An 18,955-nucleotide genomic window follows, 5' to 3' on the forward strand; every position below is an offset into this window, starting at 1 on the left:
AGTGGCGGCGCTCAAACCAGCTTTTCCAGCATCTGCTGGAAGGCGGCGGCTGTCACCGAAACGTTCCGGGCCGATACACACCGGGAATCGTCCTCCGCAACGTGGTGAAAGCGATGGATGCCGAAAACCCCGGCGGCGCTCGGGTAACCAGCCTTGATGATCTCATCGAGTTCGCCGGCCGACAGCACGTTGCTCGCATAGGGCGCTTCATATCCCACATGCCCGGCGAACGTCGCGCGGGCGAGCGGCAACAGCGCCGGGCTGACCGACAGGAAGCGCTGCGCGTCGATGCTGGGCAAAGGCTGCGGGTTTCCGGGCAGCTCATGCCAGTCCTGCGACGCCACGTTCGCGCCGAGATGCAGCCAGAAATGAGTTTCCGCCGGCTTGGGCGCGATGGCCTTGAGTGCCTCCGCCGCGCCGAGATATTCATATTCGTGGCCGGTATTGCAGATGAAGGCGATGTTGTAGTTGCGCACCGCCTTGCTCGCCCAGCGCGCGAGCCACAGCCACGATGCGACGCCGCCCCCGCGCTCGCCGGCGCAACCAAACCAGCCCGATCGCGGCGTGGACACTGCCAGCCAGCGTGGCTTGCCCCGATCGATCCGTCCGACGAAGTTGAACGCCGGGCGCTGGCCGCCATGGCCCGCGATGTGCAGCGTGGCGCGTTCTCGGCGCATCGCAGCAGCGAGGAACGGCCTCGCGTCCTCCGGCGCCAGCAGCGCGACCGGGCCGGGGAACATCGGCTTGCGGCCATCGGCATTGAGCGCGATGATCTTCCCCGTCGGGCCGTTGGTGATCACCACGACCGCCTTTGCCCCCGCCGCGAATGCCGCGGAAACGGGCTCTCGCACCGCCTTGGCGATCGCCGTCGACCAGCGCCCGAAAGGAAGATCGACCAGCGCGATCGCCCCGGCAAGCGGCGCATCCGCATGGCCGGCCGCATCGACGCGAACCAGCGGCCCGCTATCCCCGTCAGCCCCGGTCGTCGTCACGATCGGCTGCGGCCACACCGTCGCCTTCACATCGCCGCAGGTAAGTTCGGCGCGGGTCGCCTCGAAAAAGGGCACCGCGAAATTTTGCCGCTCGACCTTATAGCCTGCCTGTTCGAGCTCGGATTGAAGCCACTCGCCGCACGCGGTGTCACCCGCGCCGCCCGAGCGCTTGATGCCGAACCCGATATATTTCTCGAGATCCGCCTGCACGCGATCACGCGGGCCGGCAGCCACCTTCGCGACGGCTGCCGTCGCCGGCAGCGCGGCGCTTACCATCAGAAATCCGCGTCTGCTGGTTTCGTTCATTCGCCTGCTCCTTCGATAGCCATACCCGCGCGCGTCACGCTCTTGCCTTTCCCCAGCAACAGCACGCTGATCAATGAAATCGCGCACATCGCGGCGAGATAGATCGAGATCGGCACGCTCGATTGATAATGCGCGAACAGCGCGGTCGCGATGATCGGCGCGAGTCCGCCGCCCACCACCGCGCCGATCTGATAACCGAGCGAGGCGCCCGAATAGCGCACCTCCTTCGGAAACAGCTCCGCGAACAGCGCCGCCTGCGGCCCATACATCAGGCTGATGAACAGCAGCTCGATCGTGATGGCGGCGGTGACCGCAACCGGCGAGCGCATCTCGATCAACGGAAATACCGCGAACGCCCAGAGCCCGGACAGGATCGCCCCCAGAATGAAAATGCCCTGTCGTCCGAACCGATCCGACAAGGCCCCGCAGACGATCAGAGCCGGGATCATGACAACGCTGCCGAACATCACCGCGAACAGAATAAGCTCGCGCGAAAGCCCGACCGTCGCCGTGCCATAAGCAAGGGTATAGGTGATCGCGACGTAGAAGCAGACGTTGTTGGCCACGAATGTCCCGCCCGCCAGAAGCACTTCGCGGCTGTGATCGCGCAGCACGATGCCCAATGGCGAACCGGTGCGCTTTTCCGTGCCCCTGGGGGATGCCGCGCGATCGTCCGCCGGCTCCGCGACGTTCCAGTGAATGTAGAGCCCCACCAGCACCAGCGTGATGCTCAGCAGGAAACCGATCCGCCAGCCCCACGCCAGAAACTCCGCCGGAGCGGTCAGCGCGCCGACGATCAGAAAGACCGTATTCGCCAGCACGACACCCAGCGGCACCCCGATCTGGACAAAGCTGCCGTAGAATCCCTGCTTCTCGGGCGGCCCGCTTTCGATCGCGAGCAGAGCCGCCGCGCCCCATTGGCCGCCAACCGCCAGCCCCTGCACGAAACGCAGGACGACGAGCAGCAGCGGCGCGAGGCTGCCGATCGCGGCATAGCCGGGCAGCAGGCCGATCGCGGTGGTGGCCAGCCCCATGATCATCATCGCGAGCACCAGCGCCCGCTTGCGGCCATGGGTGTCGCCGAAGTGGCCGAACAGCGCGCCGCCGATGGGGCGCGCGATGAACCCCACGGCAAAGGTGCTGAACGCGGCGATCTGCGCCACGAATTGCGGCAGTTCGGCCGGGAAGAACAGCTTCGGGAAAACAAGCGCGGCGGCGGTGCCGTAGATGAAGAAATCATACCATTCGATCGCCGCGCCGGCCGCCGCCATCGTGGCGACACGAGCGGTCGGCGCACCGCCGCGTGATTTCTCCATCGTCAACTTTCCGCTCCTGTCGCCTCTTCCGTTCTTCCCGCCGATATCACCAGCGATAGGCGACGCTTCCGCCGAAGGTACGCGGCTTATTGTAGCGCACCGAAAGCGGGTAACCGGCCTGCATGAACTTCAGCACCTGAATTTCCTGATCGGTGATGTTGCGGACGAACATCGACACGGTCACGGTGTTGAACGTGATGCCAGCCTGAGCGCCGAAAATGTCGAAATCGCTCATCGGGATATAGGGCGTCGCGATCGTCACCGTATCCTGCCCGCCGCCACGCTGGCCGGCATAATTGGCGTTGACGAAGGCCTTCACCGTCGTGGTGATCGGGAAAGCGTAATTGACGTTGGCGGACATCGTCCAGTCTGGGATCTGCGCGATCGAAGTCCCCTCGATCGGCAGGCCGGAGACGCCGCCCACCGGCACCTTCGCAAAGGTGGCGTGCTGGTTCGCCGCGTTGAGGGAGACGTTCAGCCTGCCCCCCGCCACATCGAAACGCCCGTCGATCGCCGCTTCGACGCCGCGCGCGTGAATCGTCCCGCCGTTGACGTTGAAAACCTGTCCGCCGACGCCGCAAGCGTTTGTTACGGTGCAGCCGTCGCTGATGCTGGTGATCGCTTCATTCGTGCGCGACAGATAGCCGGACAGGCGCAGGAAGATGTTGTGCGCCAGATTGGATTTGACGCCCGCTTCGTAACCGAGCGTCTTTTCGTTGCCATAGGTGGAAACGAACGGATTCGGCGCGGCGGCGTTATACGTGCCGTTGTTGACGCCGCCCGCGCGATAGCCGCTGCCGACCTTGGCATAAAGCAACGTGCCGCCGAGATTGGGCAGCTTATAGCTCGCGGTGAAGGTATAGGCCGGCTCGTTCGACTTGAACTCAAACGTGGTCGGCACCTTGGTATAATTCTCGGTGTAGAGCGCGTAGATCGCCTGCGTCACCGTCTTGGAATCGTGCGAGAAGCGCCCCTCTCCGGCCAGCGTAAGGTTGCCGATCGCATATTGCAGCGACGCATAGCCCGCGAACGAGCTGATCTGTTGCCGGGTACGGCTGTCCGTGCCGAACACCAGCGGGAACTTCGCGGGACAATTCGGCGAGGTCGGCAACGGCTTTACGCAAACCGGATTGGTCGGCGTGCCGCCGCAGATGCTGGCAGTAAGCGTGAATGCGCAGGGCGAGGAAGCAACCGCGAGCTGATAATTGTCGCGCTGGAACAGGGCCTCTCCGCCGACGATCCACGACAGACGATCGTCCATCGCTTTGCCGGAAAGGTGCAGGTCCTGATAGAAGGTCTTGTCCTCAACGTCGGTCTTGACCTGATTGAACGGATAGATGCCGATCTGGCCCTTCGCGCGCAGCTGAAGCTCGGTCGCGAGATCGATCGCAGCGGCATATTGCTGGGTCGAACGCCATTTGGTGACCATCGTGGTCGATTCCAGCGTCACACCGCCCAGATCATAGCTGGCCATGATCATCCCGCGCAGCACCTTCTGGCGCAGGCTGTCACGCCCCTCATGCGGCAGGGTGAAACGCGATTGCTGATAGCCCTGTGGAATCTGCGCGTTCACGCCGCCACCGGGCACCACCAGGCTGTTGACGAAGGTGGGCAGGTTCAGGTCCTGCCCGTCGATCAGCGCAGTTACGTCGAGCCCGCCGCTGCGATAACGGAGCTGTGCGCGGCCGGTGAAGCCGTTGGTGCTGTCGTAATATTTGCGGTGGTTGGGGTCGTAATAGAAGCCCTTGGTCTGGTTGAACGTCTCGAAACCCAGACGGACGGCCGTGTCGTCGCTGATCATCTTGTTGGCCACCGCGGCCAGCCGGTTCTGATCGAGGCCGGCCGTGAACGTGTCGCGGATATAGCCCGAATCCTGAAACTTCGGCTTGGTCAGCACCACATTGACGACGCCGAATTCGGAATTGCGCCCGTACAGCGCGCCCTGCGGGCCCTCGAGCACTTCGACGCGCTCGATATCGAAATAGTCGATCGCCTTGAAATTGCGGCCGCCGAGCGTGCTGCTGCCGGCATAGGCACCGTTCACAAACAGGCCGACCCCGGAATCCGCACCCGTGGCGCGCGCGGTCCCTGATCCACGGATCGACACCTCGGCCAGATTTTCGCTGGCGACATCGTTGAAGCGCACGCCCGGCACGGTGTTGAGCAGATCGCCCACCCCGGCGACCGGCCCCTTCTGATTGAGCAGATCGGACGTAACTGCCGAAATCGTGCCCGGAACGTCGCGGATGCTTTCCTCACGCTTGCGCGCGGTGATGATCACGTCGCTGGCATCCCCGGCGTCGACCGGCTGGACCGCCGGCGCACCGGAAGCGGGCGCGCTGTCGCCGACACCTGTTTGAGCCAGCGCCGGCGTAGCAACCACCAAAGTCAGAATCGCCGTCGCGGCAAGGATGTCTCGCATGCAGTCCTCTCCCCCAGGGCGCACGTCAATCCGCGGCGCCTACCCGGGTTTAATCCGTTCGTGGTCGGTCAATGTCAAGACGATTGTACGACAATTTAATCGTTGATGTTCAACAAACCCCTTGCCCAGCGACTGGGCGAGCAATAGTGTTGCGTCATTCGGTGGATGCTCGTTGTTTGGGGCAAGCCATCCGTGGAGAGGTGTTTTTTGACCGACCGTCACGAATCTGAAGGTTCAGCCTCTACCATCGAACCCGCGACCCGAACGGGGGAGGCGACCACCGCCGACGACGTCGCCCGCAGCTTGCGCGTGCGCATCCAGAACAGCGAGCTGGCGCCGGGCGAATGGCTTCGCGAGGCGCGGCTGTGCAACGAATTCGGCGTCGGCCGCTCGATCGTCCGCCGTGCGTTGCGCACGCTGGCGGAAGACGGGCTGATCGAGATCGAGGAAAATCGCGGCGCCCGCATCTCCGCTACCTCGGTCGAGGAAGTATTCGACCTCTACGAAGTCCGCGCCGCGCTATACGGTCTCGCCGCCCGCTTCGCCTGTCTGCGAGCACCTACGCCGGTGATCAACGAGATCATCGCGATGATCGACGAGATGCTCGACAGCGTGGAAAACGGCACCCCGGCCGCGCAGATCATCGAGGCCAGCGAGGCGATCTTCAGCGAGATGGCCCGATATGCCAGCCCGGACGCGCAGCGGATGATCGAATCGATTCGTCGAAAGACGCGGTTCCATTTCTCCTATGTCGCGCTCGCGATCGGCGCGAGTGGATCGGGCCCGTATGAATATTGGCGGACCGTCCGCGCCAAGCTTCAGGCGCGTGACCCCGAGGGAACCAGTCAGGCGGCGCGCAACATCCTGTATTTCATGCAGAATGAAGTCGCCCGGCTAATGCTCGCCCATGGCGCGCGCGCACAGGAAGATATGGCGCCATCGGATAAGGCGCGCGGCAAGATCTCACGGAGATAGACATGACCATTCGAACGACAATGGGATGGATGCTGGCCGTCGGCGCGTTGGCGGTGACGGGCAGCGTGCCGGCGACGGCGGCTACGAAGGCTTCGCCGCGCAAGGAGGCAAGCTCGCCCGCGCTGACCAGCTTGCTGGATTATCTGCGTAACCAGAACACCACCGGCCTGCTGATTATCCAGAACGGCAAGGTGCTGATCGAAAAGAACTGGCCCGCGCCGAAGGACGATCGCCTGTTCGCGAACTTCGTGTACGGTCGCACGAGCGACGGCGCCTTGCTGGAGGATGTTGCTTCCCAGCAGAAAAGCTTCGTGGCCGTCCTGATCGCTATCGCGGTCGATAAGGGGCTGATCCAGGTCGACAAGCCGGTTTCCGACTATATCGGCACCGGCTGGTCCAAGGCCTCGCCGGAACAGGAAGGCAAGATCCGCGTCATCGACGTGCTGACGATGAGTTCCGGCCTCAATGAACGGTTCGGCTATGCGGCGCCGGCGGGCACGGCATTCTTCTACAATACGCCGGTCTATGCCATTTCGAAGCGGATCGTCACCGCGGCGGCGAAGCAATCGCTCGAAACCATCACGAGCGAGTGGCTTACCGCCCCGCTCGGCATGAGCGAAACCGAATGGCGCGCGCGCCCCGCCGCGCTGGCCAGTGTCGGCAACGATACGGGGCTGGTGACAACGCCGCGCGACACCGCGCGCTTCGGTGAAATGATCCTCAACGGTGGCATCGCCGCCAACGGCAAGCGCATCGTTTCCGAAAGCGGTTTCAAGGCGATGTTCGCGCCGTCGGCAACCAACCCCGCCTATGGGCGGCTGTGGTGGCTCAATGGCAGCGCCTATACGATGCGCGCGCTTGGCGTCCGCAAGGAAGGGCCGCTCGTCGCCGCAGCACCGGCCGATATGGTAGGCGCGCTCGGCGCGTTCGACCGTCGGCTGTTCGTGGTGCCCAGCCGCAAGCTCATCGTGGTTCGCATGGGCGCGGCGGCGGCGGACAAGGATTTCGACCAGCAGTTCTGGCTGCGGCTGATGAAGGTCATCGGCTGAAAGACGGAGCAGCGCTTTACTGACCCTCGCGACGCGTGTCGCGAGGGGCGGACAAACTCGTCCCGCGCGGGCGAGGATATGGAGGAAAGATATGGCGTTCCGATCGCACGATAAGGTTGCATGCCGGTGATCGACGGATCGATGCAGGATTTTCCGCTGACGCTGGACAAGATCCTCGATCATGCCGCCAAATGGCATGGCGATGTAGAGATCGTGACCGCTCAGGATGGCGGCGTCGGCCGGATCGACTATGCCGGGCTGAAGAGCCACGCGCTCAAAGTGTCGCGCGTGCTGAGCGATTTGGGCGTGGCCGCCGGGGATCGCGTGGCCACCCTTGCCTGGAACACGCAGGCGCATGTCGAAACATGGTATGCGATTATGGGCATGGGGGCGGTTTGCCACACGCTCAATCCCCGTTTGACGGCGGAGCATCTCGCGTCGATGGTCAATCAGTCGGCGGCGCGGATTCTCATCGCCAGCGCCGATCTGCTGCCGCTGGCGATCAAGGTGGGTCAGGCGGCACCGGCGCTGACGCATATTCTGGTGATCGATGGCGACACGGGATCGGCCTCGGCCGATGGCGTTGCCATCGCCGCGCTCGCCCCGCTGATCGAGCAGGCCGACGAGACGATGCGATGGGGCCAGTTCGACGAACGTGCGCCAAGCGGGTTGTGCTTCACCTCCGGCTCGACGGGCGCACCGAAGGGCGTGACCTACACGCACCGGGCCTGTTTCCTGCACACGTTGCGGTTGCTGCAAGCCGATGTCCTCGGCCTGACCAGCGCGGACGTGCTCCTTCCGGTCGTGCCGATGTTCCATGCCAGCGCATGGGGCCTGCCCTTCGCCGCCCCGGCGGCTGGCGCGAAGCTCGCGTTACCCGGCCGTCACCTCGACGGCGCAAGCCTCGCCAATCTCATTCGCACGGCGGGCGTGACCATCGCGGTCGGCGTGCCGACCGTATGGCTGGGGCTTTGCGAGCATCTGGAGGCGATCGGCGAAACGCTCCCCTCGTTGCGGCGCATCGTCGTCGGTGGTGCCGCCATGCCCCCCGCATTGATGGAACGGATCGAACGGCAATTGGGGGTTATCGTCCAGACCAGCTGGGGCATGACCGAGCTTTCGCCGGTCGGCACGTTCGGCGTGCTCAGCAATCCCGAACGCCGCGCAGCGATTTCGGGCCGCCCCGCGCTCGGGGTCGATCTGCTGCTGCTGGACGAAAAGGGCGACGCGCTCGAAAACCAGCGTGACGAGGAAGGCCGGCTGCACGTTCGCGGCGGCGCGGTGATCGATCGCTATTTCGGGCAAGACACGCCCGCCACCAATGCGCAAGGGTGGTTCGATACCGGCGATCTGGCGAAGATCGATCGCGCGGGAAATCTCATCATCACCGGCCGGGCCAAGGATCTCATCAAGTCCGGCGGCGAATGGATCAACCCGGCGGAGATCGAGGCGCTCATCTGCGCGCTGCCACAGGTCTCGCTGGCGGCGGTGATCGGGCGTCGCGATCCGAAATGGGGCGAGCGCCCGCTCCTGCTCGTCGAGCTGCGCGAGGATCAGGCGATCGCCGACGAGGATCTGCTGGCATCATTGCGCGGCAAGGTGGCGTCATGGTGGATACCGGATGCCGTCATTCGCCTGCCTCAGTTGCCGCTCGCGCCCACCGGCAAGATCGACAAGCTGCAATTGCAGCGAAGCTACAGCGACGCCTGAACAGCGCGTCTTTCCCATCAAACGTCTCAAGCGAGGAACATTCATGTCGTTAGAAAACCGTGTCGCCATCGTCACCGGCGCAGGTGGAGGTTTGGGCGCGAGCCATGCCCGATTGCTCGCGGCGCGCGGTGCGCGGGTGGTCGTCAACGATATGAACGCGGATGCCGCGCAGGCGGTGGCTGACAGCATCATCGCCGATGGTGGCGAGGCGATCGCGATCGCCGCCTCCGTCACGGACGAAGCAGCAGTCACGGCGATGATCGAAGCCGTTGTGGGCCGGTGGGAGCGCGTGGACATCCTCGTCAACAATGCCGGGATTCTGCGCGACAAGAGTTTCGCCAAAATGGGTCTGGACGATTTCCGGCTGGTGATGGACGTGCACGTGATGGGCGCGGTGATCTGCACCAAGGCGGTGTGGGAGATCATGCGCCAGCAACGCCACGGCCGCATCGTCATGACGACATCCTCATCCGGCCTGTACGGCAATTTCGGCCAGGCGAATTACGGCGCGGCGAAGATGGCGCTGGTCGGGCTGATGCAGACGCTGGCGATCGAAGGCGAGAAATACGGGATAAAGGTGAATTGCCTGGCCCCCACCGCCGCGACGCAGATGACCGATGGCGTGCTCTCGGCGGAGGCGCTCGCCGCGCTGGCACCCGATCTCGTCAGCCCCGGCCTGATCGCGCTTGTCGAGGAGGACGCACCGTCGCGCACGATCCTGTGCGCGGGGGCCGGCAATTTCGCCGCCGCGAATATCACCCTTACCCGCGGGCAATATGTCGGCGGCGATGCCATGGCGGCCGACCGCGTTGTCGATTCATGGTCCGCGATCAGCGATCGCAGCGATGAAATCGTGCCCGCTTACGGCTTTACCCAGGCCGAGCGCGAGCTCAAAGCTGCGGGCCATTCGGTGCCGGCAATGGCGACAGCATAAGCAAGCAGGGGCGGAACGGACATGATTGAGCTTTACCATTGCGTCGATGCACGCTCGTTCCGCGCATTATGGGCGCTGGAGGAGATGGGGCTGCCCTATCGCCTCCATGTCCTGCCCTTTCCGCCCCGCCTGTTTCGGCCCGATTATCTCGAACAGAATCCGCTCGGCACGATCCCGCTGCTGCTCGATGGCGAGGTGAGGATGACCGAATCCGCCGCGATCCCGCAATATCTCGCGACCCGCTACGGGCCGACCCCATTGGCGGTCAGCGCGGACGAGCCCGATTACGCACTGTGGCTCGACTGGCTCCACCGCAGCGAAGCGACGCTGACCTTCCCGCAGACGATCATCCTGCGCTATACCCAGCTCGAGCCCGAGGAGCGCCGGCTCGATCAGGCGGTCGCGGATTATACGCAATGGTTCCTGTCACGCCTGCGCCACCTGACCCGCGCGCTCGCCGACCGCGAATGGCTGTGCGCCGGGCGCTTCACCATGGCCGATCTTTGCGTCGGCTATGCCCTGTTGCTGGCGCGCGATCTTGGCCTCGAACACAAGTTCAGCCCGGAAATCGCGGCATATTGGGAAAGACTGTCCACCCGACCGGCCTTTCTCGCCGCAAAGGCCGCGCAGAAATAATCCGCATCGAAAGCGCGCGACTATTCCTCGGCTCGCCGGGCTGTGTGGTGTAGAACGCACGGATGACAGAGTCTCTCGACGACACGATCATCCAGACACCCGATGGCCCGATGACCTGGGTCGAATGGAAGAAGAAGAATCCGGTGCAGACGCCATCGCGTCGCACCAAGGGCAAGGATTTGCCGAACAAGGTCAAGCGTTTCACCAAAGAATAGCGGCCATGCCCCAGATCATCCACATCGACGATATCGCCGATCCGCGGATCGAGCCCTATCGCGACATCCGCGAGCGCGATCTGGTCGGGCGCGCCGGCTGCTTCGTCGCCGAGGGGCGCGTGGTGATCGAGAAGGCGGTCGCCTCCCCCTTCTTTCGGCTGGATTCGCTGCTGATCGCCGCGCGCCGACTGGAGACTATGGCGGACGTGCTGGCGCAGCTCGACGGCGCGACCCCGGTGTTCGTCGCATCGCAGGATGTGATCGACGGCATTGCGGGGTTTCCGCTTCATCGCGGGTTGCTCGCAATCGGGCGCCGCGTGGAGCCGCCCAGCGCGGAGCGGCTTCTCGCATCCCTTTCGGAATCCGCGAACGTCATCGTGCTTTCCGCCATCGCCAACCATGACAATATGGGCGGCATATTCCGAAACGCGGCGGCCTTTGGCGTGAAGGCGGTCTTTCTGGACGCCGATTGTTGCGATCCGCTTTATCGCAAGGCCATCCGCGTCTCGGTCGGCGCGGCGCTGCTCGTGCCCTTCGCGCGGTTTGCGCATGGCACGGATATTCTGGAGCTTCTCAACGGCCAGGGCTTTCAGATCGCCGCGCTCAGCCCGCGCGGACGCGTCGAACTCACCGAACTGATCGTGACGAAGCGCAACGCCCTGATGCTCGGCGCCGAGGGGGCCGGCCTCTCCCCCGATATTCTGGCGCGCGCGCATAGCGTTCGCCTGTCGATGGCCGGGAGTTTCGATTCGCTCAATGTGGCGACCACCAGCGGGATCGTGCTGCACCATCTTTGGGCGGCGGCCGGCTGATTCCGATCAGCGGTCGTGCAGCTTCGCCAGCGCGATGCCGGCGAGGTTCTGGGTTCGCTTTACATAACGGATCCGTACACGCCCCGGCGGTCGTGGAAGCAGGCGGAAGGCCTCCAGATGGCGGATGCAGGCGGCGGGACAGCGAACCGCGCCATTCGCCTGCGCGATAACCGCCGCTGCGTCTCCGAGCAGCACTGCATCGACCAACTCGCGCTCATGGGCGTGGCGCATCGCTTCGATAAGGGCGAGCCATTCGGCATCCATGCTCGTGCCCACGCCCAGATCGCGTTTGATATAGCTCTGGCCGCCAGCGACGATTGCCAGCTCCATGCCGATCGGCAGTGGGCGGCAGCCGCCATCGAAAAATATCTTCATCCCGCGCGCCATTCGCCCGGCGGCACATCCCTGACCGACCAGTCCCCGATGCTCCACCGCACCAGCCGCAATGTCGGATGACCGATCGCCGCCGTCATCCGGCGCACCTGGCGGTTGCGCCCTTCGCGGATGACCAGCTTCAGCCAGCGATCGGGAATGCTCGCGCGGTAACGGATCGGCGGATCGCGCGGCCATAATGCGGGCGCGTCGATCCGCTCCACCTCGGCCGGGCGTGTCGGGCCGTCATTGAGCATGACGCCGCCGCGCAGCCGATCCAGCGCGGCATCGTCCGGTTCGCCCTCGATCTGGACGAGATAGGTTTTCGGCAGTTTGAATTTCGGATCGGCGATCCGCGCTTGCAGCCGCCCGTCGTCGGTGAGCAGCAGCAGCCCTTCGCTGTCCCGATCGAGCCTGCCCGCCGGGTAAACGCCGGGCAGGTCGATGAACGCGGACAATGTCGGGCGCGCCGTTTCCGCTTTGCTGTCCGTAAACTGGCTCAACACGCCATACGGCTTGTTGAACAGGATCAGCCGCGTCACGCCGCGCCAGCATGTTGAGGCGGAAGGTTAAGCTCGGCGAGGCGGATCATGGCGGGGCTTTATCTCGCGAAGCCCCGCCTTGCCAACCTTGCACCGCCTCAGCCCAGAAGTGCCGGTATCCTGCCCAGGTTGCCGGTGATGTCGATCCGGGTGCCGGCGGCGCGGCGGCGATCCAGCCAGTCACGCAGCATTTCCGCACTCGTATGATCCACCGCCGAGAGGCGCGCGACGTCCAGCGTCACCGCGCGCCCATGCGGCACCGCGTCGAGCGCGCGCGTCAGCTTCGGCAAGGTGACAAAACTGGCCACGCCGCTCAGCGCGATCTCGCTCCCCTCGCCTTCTTCCCGCTGCTCGACAGCGAGCCCCAGCCTGCGGATATGCGGCACCAGCTCCAGCAGCGACAGGCCCAGCCCGACGAGCACGCCGGTCAGCAGATCTTCCGCGACCACGGTTATCAGCGTCGCGGCCCAGATCAGCGCCGGCAGCGCGCCATAGTGGCTGAACAGATGCCGGACATGGGCGAGGCTCACCAGCCGCCACCCGGTGACGACGAGAATGCCGGCCAGCGCCGCCATCGGAATCTCGCGCAGCAACCACGGCAGCAGCGCCACGAAACCGAGAATCCACACGCCATGCAGGATCGCCGAGCGACGCGTCACCGCGCCCGCCTGAACGTTCGCCGAAGAGCGCACGATCACGCCGGTCATCGGCAGCGCGCCGGCGAAACCGCAGAGCAGGTTGCCCACGCCCTGCGCGCGCAATTCCTTGTCGTAATCGGTGCGGACGCCATCGTGCATCCGATCGACCGCGGCGGCGGAAAGCAGCGTCTCGGCACTCGCGATAAAGGCGATCGCCAGAGCGGTCGCAAGTATCGTCGGATCGAGCAACCGCGCGAGCATGCTGCTATCGGGCACGTCGATCGCGGCAAGGATATTGGCCGGCACCGCGACGCGCGCGACATCCAGCCCGACGATGAACGCCACCAGCGTCGCGGTCAGCACACCAACCAGCGCGCCGGGCACGAGGCGGAGCGCCGTCGGCCGCAACCGTTCCCAGCCGATCATCGCGGCGATGGTCAGCAGGCCGATGGCGAACGCCGTCTCAGCCCCGGCCATATCACCGGGGCTGAGTTCGAGCAGGCGACCCGGCATCGCCACAAGATTTTCCAATCCGCTGGGCAGCGGCTTGGCATCGAACAGCACATGATATTGGCCGACGACGATCAGCACGCCGATCCCCGCGAGCATCCCGTGCACCACGGCCGGGGAAATCGCGCGGAACCAGCCACCCAGCCGGAAGACGCCGGCGATCACCTGGATCAGCCCGGCCAGCACCAGAATCGGCCCGAGCGCGGACAGCCCCTGATCGCGCACCAGTTCATAAACGATCACCGCCAGGCCGGCCGCCGGCCCGCTCACCTGCAACGGCGAGCCGGCCAGCGCACCGACGACGATGCCGCCGATGATCCCGGTGATCAGCCCTTTTTCCGGCGGCACGCCAGAGGCGACCGCGATCCCCATGCACAAGGGCATCGCGACCAGAAAGACGACGATCGACGCGGTGAAATCGCGCGTCGCGTGGCCGCCGCCGATACGGGCGAACAAATTCGCGAACATTATGCGGCCGCGCCGAAAGCGGAGAGGCCGGTTGCGATGCGTCGTCCGGCGGCCAGCGCCACCGGCATCGGCCTGTCATCCTTCAACGGCGCGAAATGGCCGGTATCGCCGTCGAGCGCGAGCACCTGCCCGGCGTGGATATCGATGAACCAGCCGTGCAGCGAAATCTCGCCACGCGCGATGCCCGCCGCGACCGAAGGATGGGTGCGCAGATGGACGAGCTGCGCCACGACGTTTTCAAGGCTGATCGCACGCACCAGCTCGCCGCGGGTCATGGTGGGATAAGCATCGCGCGCGACGCGATAGGCGGCGCTGGAATGACGCAGCCATGCCGCGACGTTCGGCATGTCGTTCAGGCTTTCCGGCTCGGCCAGCGCCTTCATCGCGCCGCAATCCGAATGGCCGCAGACGATGATGTCGCGCACGCCCAGTGCGGCCACGGCATATTCCACGGTCGAGGAAACGCCACCATTGGCCTGCGCGAAGGGCGGCACGATATTGCCCGCGTTGCGGCAGACGAACAGGTCGCCCGGCTCGGCCTGCATCACATGCTCCGGCACGACGCGCGAATCGGCGCAGGAAATCATCAGCGCCTTGGGCGCCTGCCCATCGCTGGCGAGCCGCTCATAAAGCGCGCTCTGATTAGAATAGACGTCCTTTTCGAACCGAAAGACGCGGCCGATCAGTTCGTTCATCACGGTTACTCCTCGTAATCGTCGCCCGAAGCGGGCGGTGACTGCGAGGAAATAGCGGGTCGATTTTGCTGCACCGCCGCACGTTTGTGAGAAAACATTTCAGCGCTGCGCGGTGCCCCGGTTCAGCGGCGCGGCAGCCTGAGTTCCGCGCGAAGCCCGCCTTCCGGGCGATTGACGAGACGCAGCTCGCCGCCTTCCATCTCCGCCGCGCGCGCGACGATCGCCAGCCCGAGGCCGAGCCCGGTGGTGTTGCGCCCGCGCGACGGATCGAGCCGGATGAACGGGCGCACCACCTCTTCCAGCCGGTCGTCGGGAATGCCGGGCCCGTTATCCTCGACGCGGATGACAAGATCGTCGCCGTCCGCCATCACCGACACGCGCGCCTGCCCGGCATAATGGAGCGCATTTTCAACGAGATTGTCGATCGCCCGCTTCAGGCCACCGGGGCGAACCTGCGCGCTGAGATGATCGTCGCCCTCGTAAAGCGCATCCGCGCCGCGATCGACCGCGGAATCGACCACGGTCGCGGCGAGCACCGCGACATCGATCCGCACCGCCGCTTCGGGATCATGCTCGCCGCCGAGATAGGCGAGCAGGGATTGCACCATCGCCTCCATTTCCGCGACATCGGCCTCGAACGCGTGGCGCAAGGCAGGATCGTCGATCGCATCGGTGCGCAGCTGCATCCGCGCGAGCAGGGTGCGCAGATCATGGCTGACGGCGGCGAGCGCCTGCGTGCGATCCGCGATCAACTGGCGGATGCGGGTCTGCATCGTGTTGAAGGCGCGGATCAGCCGGCGCACCTCGCCTGGCCCGGTTACGGGCAGCGTCACGCCCCCGCCGCGCCCGATCCGTTCGGCCGCGCGCGCCAGCGTCTCCATCGGCCGCAGCGTGCGGCGGAACATCAGCGCGCCTATCAGCAGCAGCACCGCCGCCGGCAACAGCGCGAGCAGAATGCGATTGAGCGCCCGATCGCCGACACTGGCGGGCGCGGCGGCGCGGAAATGCATCCAGGTGTCGTCGGGCAGGCGCAGATCGCCGATCAGCCATGGCTCGCGCCCGGCCGCCACCAGTCGCAGGCTGAGGTTGGTGCCGGCGAGCGCGGGCTCCCAATCCACCACCTTCTTGCGCATCGCTTCGAGCGCGGGCGCGCTCGGCTGCGAGCGTTCCGTGGAGCCGGACCAGTGGACATCGTAGCGATCGGTGGAAAGTCGCCCGGCCATTGCGGGGCGCTCGGCCCATGGCTGTTCGGATACCAGCTTGCGCGCGATCACCAGATGTTCGGCCAGCCGGCGCGCCTCGTCGTCGCGGATCAGCGCGTGGCTCGATCGTTCATACAGCAGGGTGCTCGCGGCGAACTCGATCACCACCGTCAGCAGCAATATGCCCAGCAACCGGCCGAGCAGCCCGACCGAATGCCGCGAACTGCGGCTCACCGGCGCGTCACCTCGGTGTTGAGCATATAGCCGATGCCGCGCACGGTGATGATCGGCGCTTCACGGCCGGCGTGGGACAATTTGCGCCGCACCCGGCTGACCAGCACGTCGACCGAGCGATCGGATGCGTCGCCCATGCGGGTACGCGAAAGCTCGATCAGCCGCTCGCGCGCGATGATGCGCTGCGGATGATCGATCAGGCTGACGAGCAGATCGAACTCGGCCCCGGTCAGGGCGACGACGGCGCCGTCAGGCGATGTCAGTTCGCGCCGCCGCAGGCTCACCTGCCAGCCATCGAACTCCGCGATGCCCTCCGCGCGATCGGCCTGCTGGCGCTCCAGCCCGCCGCGCCGCAGCACCGCGCGCACCCGCGCAATCAGCTCCCGCGTACCGAACGGCTTGGGGAGATAATCGTCGGCGCCAAGCTCCAGCCCGACGACGCGATCGGTTTCGCTGTCGCGCGCGCTGATGAAGATGATCGGCACCTCGCTTTGCATGCGCAGCGAGCGACACAGATCGATCCCGCTGGTGCCGGGCAGCATGATATCGAGCAATACGAGATCAACCGGCCCGGCCTCCAGCGCCAGCCACATTTCGGGCCCTGTCGCGCACGGGCGCACGACATAGCCATTCTCCTGCAACGCCCGTGTGGTGAGCATTCGCAGCGCGGGATCGTCCTCGACCAGCAGGATGACCGGCGCGGTCAAAACGGTCGGCTTCTCGAAGGTCGAACGGTCATGGAATTTCGTGTTGTCCTGGCAATAATTCGGCTGCTCGGCCTAACGCAGAACTAGTCGGCGGGTTGCCGCCATCCAACCACCCGCCTTCGCAGACATGAATTTTTACAAACGCCTGCGCCATCGCAACGGCTACGGCTACGGCCGCTCGCTATCGTTAAGATAGGGCAGGAAAAACATATACAATCCGCTGGCCAGCAGCAGCGCCAGCGGACCGAGCGGCGCATAAACGACGATCGGCGGCGGCGGCCCGAACGACATCGCCACGAAATTGGCGAGAATCGTCAGCGTCAGGACGATGCCCAGCCAGCGATGGCTCCGGCGGATCCAGTGTCGCAATGTCATAGCGGCCTCCCTCGAAGAGCAGCCAGGATGGGATGAGGCACATGTCGGCCTCAGCGGCCCTGAACCAGCTTCCAGCCATTGCCTGACGGGTCGCGAAAGTTCGCGTCGACCGAGCCGTAACGCGCGATCGGCTCCTGCGTGAACTCCACGCCACGCGCGCGCATCGCTTCATAGCTGGCCTGACAATCCTCCACGACCAGCACCAGCGGCGGCATCGCGCCCTTGGCAACCGCCTTCAGCAACTCACGCGCGGTCGCATCGTCGACCGTCGGCGCCTGCGGGCGGAACAGGCCGAGCTGGAATGTCGGCTGATCGGGATATTGCACCGTCAGCCAGCGATAGTCGCCGTTGCGCGCATCGGTATGAACGCGGAAGCCGAGCTTCTCGACATAGAATTGCAGCGCCTCTTCCTGATCGTGGACATATACGCCGGCAATCTGAACACCCTGGGTCATGGAACCTCCGTTTCGGTTGCCCCATTCCTATCGCCGCTCGCCTGCCGCCGCTTCTCCGAAACTGCGATTTTAAGATCGGGCCGGCGCGCCGCGCTGACGAAGCAATGCGGCACCTGATCGAGGTCGCCCGGCTTCGCCTGCATTCGCCGCCGCAATTCGCCGGGGCTTTCGCCGGTCACGTCGCGGAACGTACGGCCGAAGGTGCCAAGGCTGGCCCAGCCCGTCTGGAACGCGATTTCGGTGACCGGCAGGTCTGTATCGCGCAGCAACGCCGCCGCCCGCTCGACCCGGCGCGTCAGCAGATAGCGATGCGGGGGAATGCCGAACGCGTCGCGGAACGAACGCGCGAAATGCGCCTCCGACGCGCCGCTGACGCGCGCCAGTCGCGACACCGGCCATTCCTCATGCGGGGCGGCATCCATATGATCCTTGGCGCGCAACAGGCGGCGCAGGAGCATCAGGTCTCTGTCGGCGGATGTTCTGGCCATCTTCGACGTAGGGGTTTCCGATCGAGCGCGGCGATTGTCCGCCCGTGATGCCCGGCAGACCCGCCGCACGCAACGATCAACCGCGCAGGGCCGCCTTCGCCTCGCGGCGCTTCCGTGGCATGGAGCGCGCCATGACCCAACAGCCGCACATCCTGGTCGACGCCGACGCCTGCCCCGTGAAGGAAGAAATCTACCGCGTCGCCTATCGGCTGGAAGTGCCGGTAACGGTGGTCAGCAACGCCCATCTGCGCGTGCCGCAGCACCCGCTGATCGCGCGTGTCGTGGTGAGCGACGGGTTCGACGCCGCCGACGACTGGATCGCGGAGCGTGCGGATGGCGGGGCGGTGGTCATCACCGCCGACATTCTGCTCGCCGATCGTTGCCTCAAGGCAGGTGCCACGGTCGTCGCGCCGAACGGCAAGCCGTTTACCACCAGCTCGATCGGCAATGCGGTCGCGGTTCGTGCGATCATGAACGATCTTCGCGCCGGCGGCGATCGCATCGGCGGCCCGCCGCCCTTCAGCAAAGAGGATCGCTCACGCTTCCTGTCGGCGCTGGATGCCGCGCTCGTCCGGCTCAAGCGAGAGCGCACGGCATAACCACCGCTGCATCTCACCGCGACCGCCCGGATCAGTTCGGTCCCTCGGTCAGCGCGACCACCTCGAAATCATAACTCGTCCAGCCCCGCTGCTTCGCCACGTCGGCGGTGGCGGTTTTCTTGGCGGTCGCCTCACGCAATGATTTGACGTGCCCCCAGAACACCTCGGTCCGCCCGTTCTCAAGTAGAGCGACGATGCGCCAATAATGCGTATAGGCGATCGAGGTCGGCCCGATCGTCTTCACATATCCGTCCGGCAACGTGGCCGTGAGGTAGCGCTTCTTCTTCGCCATGCGCCGCGCGA

At 65.2% G+C, this 18,955-nt stretch carries 21 protein-coding genes; 8 read left to right on the forward strand and 13 right to left on the reverse strand.

Annotation, left to right across the window (positions count from 1 at the left end):
* Window positions 1-11: 11 nt before the first annotated feature.
* The 3 genes from P0Y64_03425 to P0Y64_03435 are packed head-to-tail and all read right to left on the reverse strand — an operon-like array spanning window position 12 to window position 5,036.
* Window positions 12-1,298 (reverse strand): hypothetical protein, encoded by a 1,287-nt coding sequence (locus tag P0Y64_03425; protein ID WEK43893.1) that lies wholly within the window; start codon window positions 1,296-1,298, stop codon window positions 12-14.
* The gene (locus P0Y64_03430) at window positions 1,295-2,614 is read right to left on the reverse strand and encodes an MFS transporter (GenBank protein ID WEK44955.1); all 1,320 of its coding nucleotides are present in this window, start codon (window positions 2,612-2,614) and stop codon (window positions 1,295-1,297) included. Before P0Y64_03430 ends, P0Y64_03425 begins: the two co-directional genes overlap by 4 nt.
* Before the next feature lie 46 nt (window positions 2,615-2,660).
* Window positions 2,661-5,036: a TonB-dependent receptor gene (locus P0Y64_03435; protein ID WEK43894.1), complete on the reverse strand. Its 2,376-nt coding sequence runs from the start codon at window positions 5,034-5,036 to the stop codon at window positions 2,661-2,663.
* A 165-nt stretch (window positions 5,037-5,201) separates the two neighbouring features.
* On the opposite strand from P0Y64_03435, the gene P0Y64_03440 reads away from it, so the two are divergent.
* The 7 genes from P0Y64_03440 to P0Y64_03470 all read left to right on the forward strand — a co-directional run bounded on the left by P0Y64_03440 (window position 5,202) and on the right by P0Y64_03470 (window position 11,367).
* Window positions 5,202-6,011: a GntR family transcriptional regulator gene (locus P0Y64_03440; protein WEK43895.1), complete on the forward strand. Its 810-nt coding sequence runs from the start codon at window positions 5,202-5,204 to the stop codon at window positions 6,009-6,011.
* Between the two features lie 2 nt (window positions 6,012-6,013).
* Window positions 6,014-7,060: a serine hydrolase gene (locus P0Y64_03445; protein WEK43896.1), complete on the forward strand. Its 1,047-nt coding sequence runs from the start codon at window positions 6,014-6,016 to the stop codon at window positions 7,058-7,060.
* 120 nt (window positions 7,061-7,180) lie between these two features.
* A complete protein-coding gene (locus P0Y64_03450; protein ID WEK43897.1) occupies window positions 7,181-8,770 on the forward strand; it encodes an AMP-binding protein in 1,590 nt (529 codons plus the stop codon).
* Window positions 8,771-8,813: 43 nt separating this feature from the next.
* Window positions 8,814-9,704, forward strand: a complete 891-nt coding sequence (locus P0Y64_03455; GenBank protein ID WEK43898.1) for an SDR family NAD(P)-dependent oxidoreductase — start codon at window positions 8,814-8,816, stop codon at window positions 9,702-9,704.
* Between the two features lie 21 nt (window positions 9,705-9,725).
* Window positions 9,726-10,340, forward strand: coding sequence for a glutathione S-transferase family protein (locus P0Y64_03460; protein WEK43899.1), 615 nt, complete (start codon window positions 9,726-9,728; stop codon window positions 10,338-10,340).
* A 62-nt stretch (window positions 10,341-10,402) separates the two neighbouring features.
* Complete coding sequence (locus P0Y64_03465) at window positions 10,403-10,555, forward strand: hypothetical protein (protein WEK43900.1); 153 nt, start codon at window positions 10,403-10,405, stop codon at window positions 10,553-10,555.
* A 5-nt stretch (window positions 10,556-10,560) separates the two neighbouring features.
* Window positions 10,561-11,367 (forward strand): RNA methyltransferase, encoded by an 807-nt coding sequence (locus P0Y64_03470; protein WEK43901.1) that lies wholly within the window; start codon window positions 10,561-10,563, stop codon window positions 11,365-11,367.
* A 6-nt stretch (window positions 11,368-11,373) separates the two neighbouring features.
* Here the strand turns inward: P0Y64_03470 and P0Y64_03475 are convergent, their stop codons facing one another.
* The 9 genes from P0Y64_03475 to P0Y64_03515 all read right to left on the reverse strand — a co-directional run bounded on the left by P0Y64_03475 (window position 11,374) and on the right by P0Y64_03515 (window position 18,023).
* Complete coding sequence (locus tag P0Y64_03475) at window positions 11,374-11,742, reverse strand: reverse transcriptase-like protein (protein ID WEK43902.1); 369 nt, start codon at window positions 11,740-11,742, stop codon at window positions 11,374-11,376.
* Entirely contained in the window at window positions 11,739-12,281 is a 543-nt protein-coding gene (locus tag P0Y64_03480) for a pseudouridine synthase (protein WEK43903.1), read from the reverse strand. Before P0Y64_03480 ends, P0Y64_03475 begins: the two co-directional genes overlap by 4 nt.
* Window positions 12,282-12,379: 98 nt before the next feature.
* Entirely contained in the window at window positions 12,380-13,897 is a 1,518-nt protein-coding gene (locus P0Y64_03485; protein WEK43904.1) for a SulP family inorganic anion transporter, read from the reverse strand.
* Window positions 13,897-14,592 (reverse strand): carbonic anhydrase, encoded by a 696-nt coding sequence (locus P0Y64_03490; GenBank protein ID WEK43905.1) that lies wholly within the window; start codon window positions 14,590-14,592, stop codon window positions 13,897-13,899. The genes P0Y64_03485 and P0Y64_03490 overlap by 1 nt, the downstream gene beginning before the upstream one ends.
* Window positions 14,593-14,714: 122 nt before the next feature.
* Complete coding sequence (locus P0Y64_03495) at window positions 14,715-16,028, reverse strand: ATP-binding protein (GenBank protein ID WEK43906.1); 1,314 nt, start codon at window positions 16,026-16,028, stop codon at window positions 14,715-14,717.
* Entirely contained in the window at window positions 16,025-16,735 is a 711-nt protein-coding gene (locus P0Y64_03500) for a response regulator transcription factor (GenBank protein WEK43907.1), read from the reverse strand. The genes P0Y64_03495 and P0Y64_03500 overlap by 4 nt, the downstream gene beginning before the upstream one ends.
* A 168-nt stretch (window positions 16,736-16,903) precedes the next feature.
* Complete coding sequence (locus tag P0Y64_03505; protein ID WEK43908.1) at window positions 16,904-17,110, reverse strand: hypothetical protein; 207 nt, start codon at window positions 17,108-17,110, stop codon at window positions 16,904-16,906.
* Window positions 17,111-17,160: 50 nt separating this feature from the next.
* Window positions 17,161-17,565 (reverse strand): VOC family protein, encoded by a 405-nt coding sequence (locus P0Y64_03510; GenBank protein ID WEK43909.1) that lies wholly within the window; start codon window positions 17,563-17,565, stop codon window positions 17,161-17,163.
* A complete protein-coding gene (locus P0Y64_03515; GenBank protein WEK43910.1) occupies window positions 17,562-18,023 on the reverse strand; it encodes an AraC family transcriptional regulator in 462 nt (153 codons plus the stop codon). Before P0Y64_03515 ends, P0Y64_03510 begins: the two co-directional genes overlap by 4 nt.
* Before the next feature lie 161 nt (window positions 18,024-18,184).
* Between P0Y64_03515 and P0Y64_03520 the strand changes: the two genes are divergently transcribed.
* Window positions 18,185-18,652 (forward strand): YaiI/YqxD family protein, encoded by a 468-nt coding sequence (locus tag P0Y64_03520; protein ID WEK43911.1) that lies wholly within the window; start codon window positions 18,185-18,187, stop codon window positions 18,650-18,652.
* A 31-nt stretch (window positions 18,653-18,683) separates the two neighbouring features.
* Here the strand turns inward: P0Y64_03520 and P0Y64_03525 are convergent, their stop codons facing one another.
* On the reverse strand, window positions 18,684-18,944 hold the full coding sequence (locus P0Y64_03525) for a hypothetical protein (protein WEK43912.1): 261 nt from the start codon (window positions 18,942-18,944) through the stop codon (window positions 18,684-18,686).
* Window positions 18,945-18,955: the final 11 nt, after the last annotated feature.

The sequence above is a fragment of the Candidatus Sphingomonas colombiensis genome (assembly GCA_029202845.1).
Classification (GTDB): domain Bacteria; phylum Pseudomonadota; class Alphaproteobacteria; order Sphingomonadales; family Sphingomonadaceae; genus Sphingomonas; species Sphingomonas colombiensis.

Excerpts from the sequence above, each read along its gene's own strand:
- P0Y64_03450 (WEK43897.1), top strand. The coding sequence starts at position 7,181 with ATGCCGGTGATCGACGGATCGATGCAGGATTTTCCGCTGACGCTGGAC.
- P0Y64_03505 (WEK43908.1), bottom strand. The coding sequence starts at position 17,110 with ATGACATTGCGACACTGGATCCGCCGGAGCCATCGCTGGCTGGGCATC.
- P0Y64_03510 (WEK43909.1), bottom strand. The coding sequence starts at position 17,565 with ATGACCCAGGGTGTTCAGATTGCCGGCGTATATGTCCACGATCAGGAA.
- P0Y64_03515 (WEK43910.1), bottom strand. The coding sequence starts at position 18,023 with ATGCTCCTGCGCCGCCTGTTGCGCGCCAAGGATCATATGGATGCCGCC.
- P0Y64_03470 (WEK43901.1), top strand. The coding sequence starts at position 10,561 with ATGCCCCAGATCATCCACATCGACGATATCGCCGATCCGCGGATCGAG.
- P0Y64_03475 (WEK43902.1), bottom strand. The coding sequence starts at position 11,742 with ATGAAGATATTTTTCGATGGCGGCTGCCGCCCACTGCCGATCGGCATG.
- P0Y64_03435 (WEK43894.1), bottom strand. The coding sequence starts at position 5,036 with ATGCGAGACATCCTTGCCGCGACGGCGATTCTGACTTTGGTGGTTGCT.
- P0Y64_03490 (WEK43905.1), bottom strand. The coding sequence starts at position 14,592 with ATGAACGAACTGATCGGCCGCGTCTTTCGGTTCGAAAAGGACGTCTAT.
- P0Y64_03525 (WEK43912.1), bottom strand. The coding sequence starts at position 18,944 with ATGGCGAAGAAGAAGCGCTACCTCACGGCCACGTTGCCGGACGGATAT.
- P0Y64_03430 (WEK44955.1), bottom strand. The coding sequence starts at position 2,614 with ATGGAGAAATCACGCGGCGGTGCGCCGACCGCTCGTGTCGCCACGATG.
- P0Y64_03455 (WEK43898.1), top strand. The coding sequence starts at position 8,814 with ATGTCGTTAGAAAACCGTGTCGCCATCGTCACCGGCGCAGGTGGAGGT.
- P0Y64_03465 (WEK43900.1), top strand. The coding sequence starts at position 10,403 with ATGACAGAGTCTCTCGACGACACGATCATCCAGACACCCGATGGCCCG.
- P0Y64_03425 (WEK43893.1), bottom strand. The coding sequence starts at position 1,298 with ATGAACGAAACCAGCAGACGCGGATTTCTGATGGTAAGCGCCGCGCTG.
- P0Y64_03520 (WEK43911.1), top strand. The coding sequence starts at position 18,185 with ATGACCCAACAGCCGCACATCCTGGTCGACGCCGACGCCTGCCCCGTG.
- P0Y64_03460 (WEK43899.1), top strand. The coding sequence starts at position 9,726 with ATGATTGAGCTTTACCATTGCGTCGATGCACGCTCGTTCCGCGCATTA.
- P0Y64_03485 (WEK43904.1), bottom strand. The coding sequence starts at position 13,897 with ATGTTCGCGAATTTGTTCGCCCGTATCGGCGGCGGCCACGCGACGCGC.
- P0Y64_03440 (WEK43895.1), top strand. The coding sequence starts at position 5,202 with ATGCTCGTTGTTTGGGGCAAGCCATCCGTGGAGAGGTGTTTTTTGACC.
- P0Y64_03445 (WEK43896.1), top strand. The coding sequence starts at position 6,014 with ATGACCATTCGAACGACAATGGGATGGATGCTGGCCGTCGGCGCGTTG.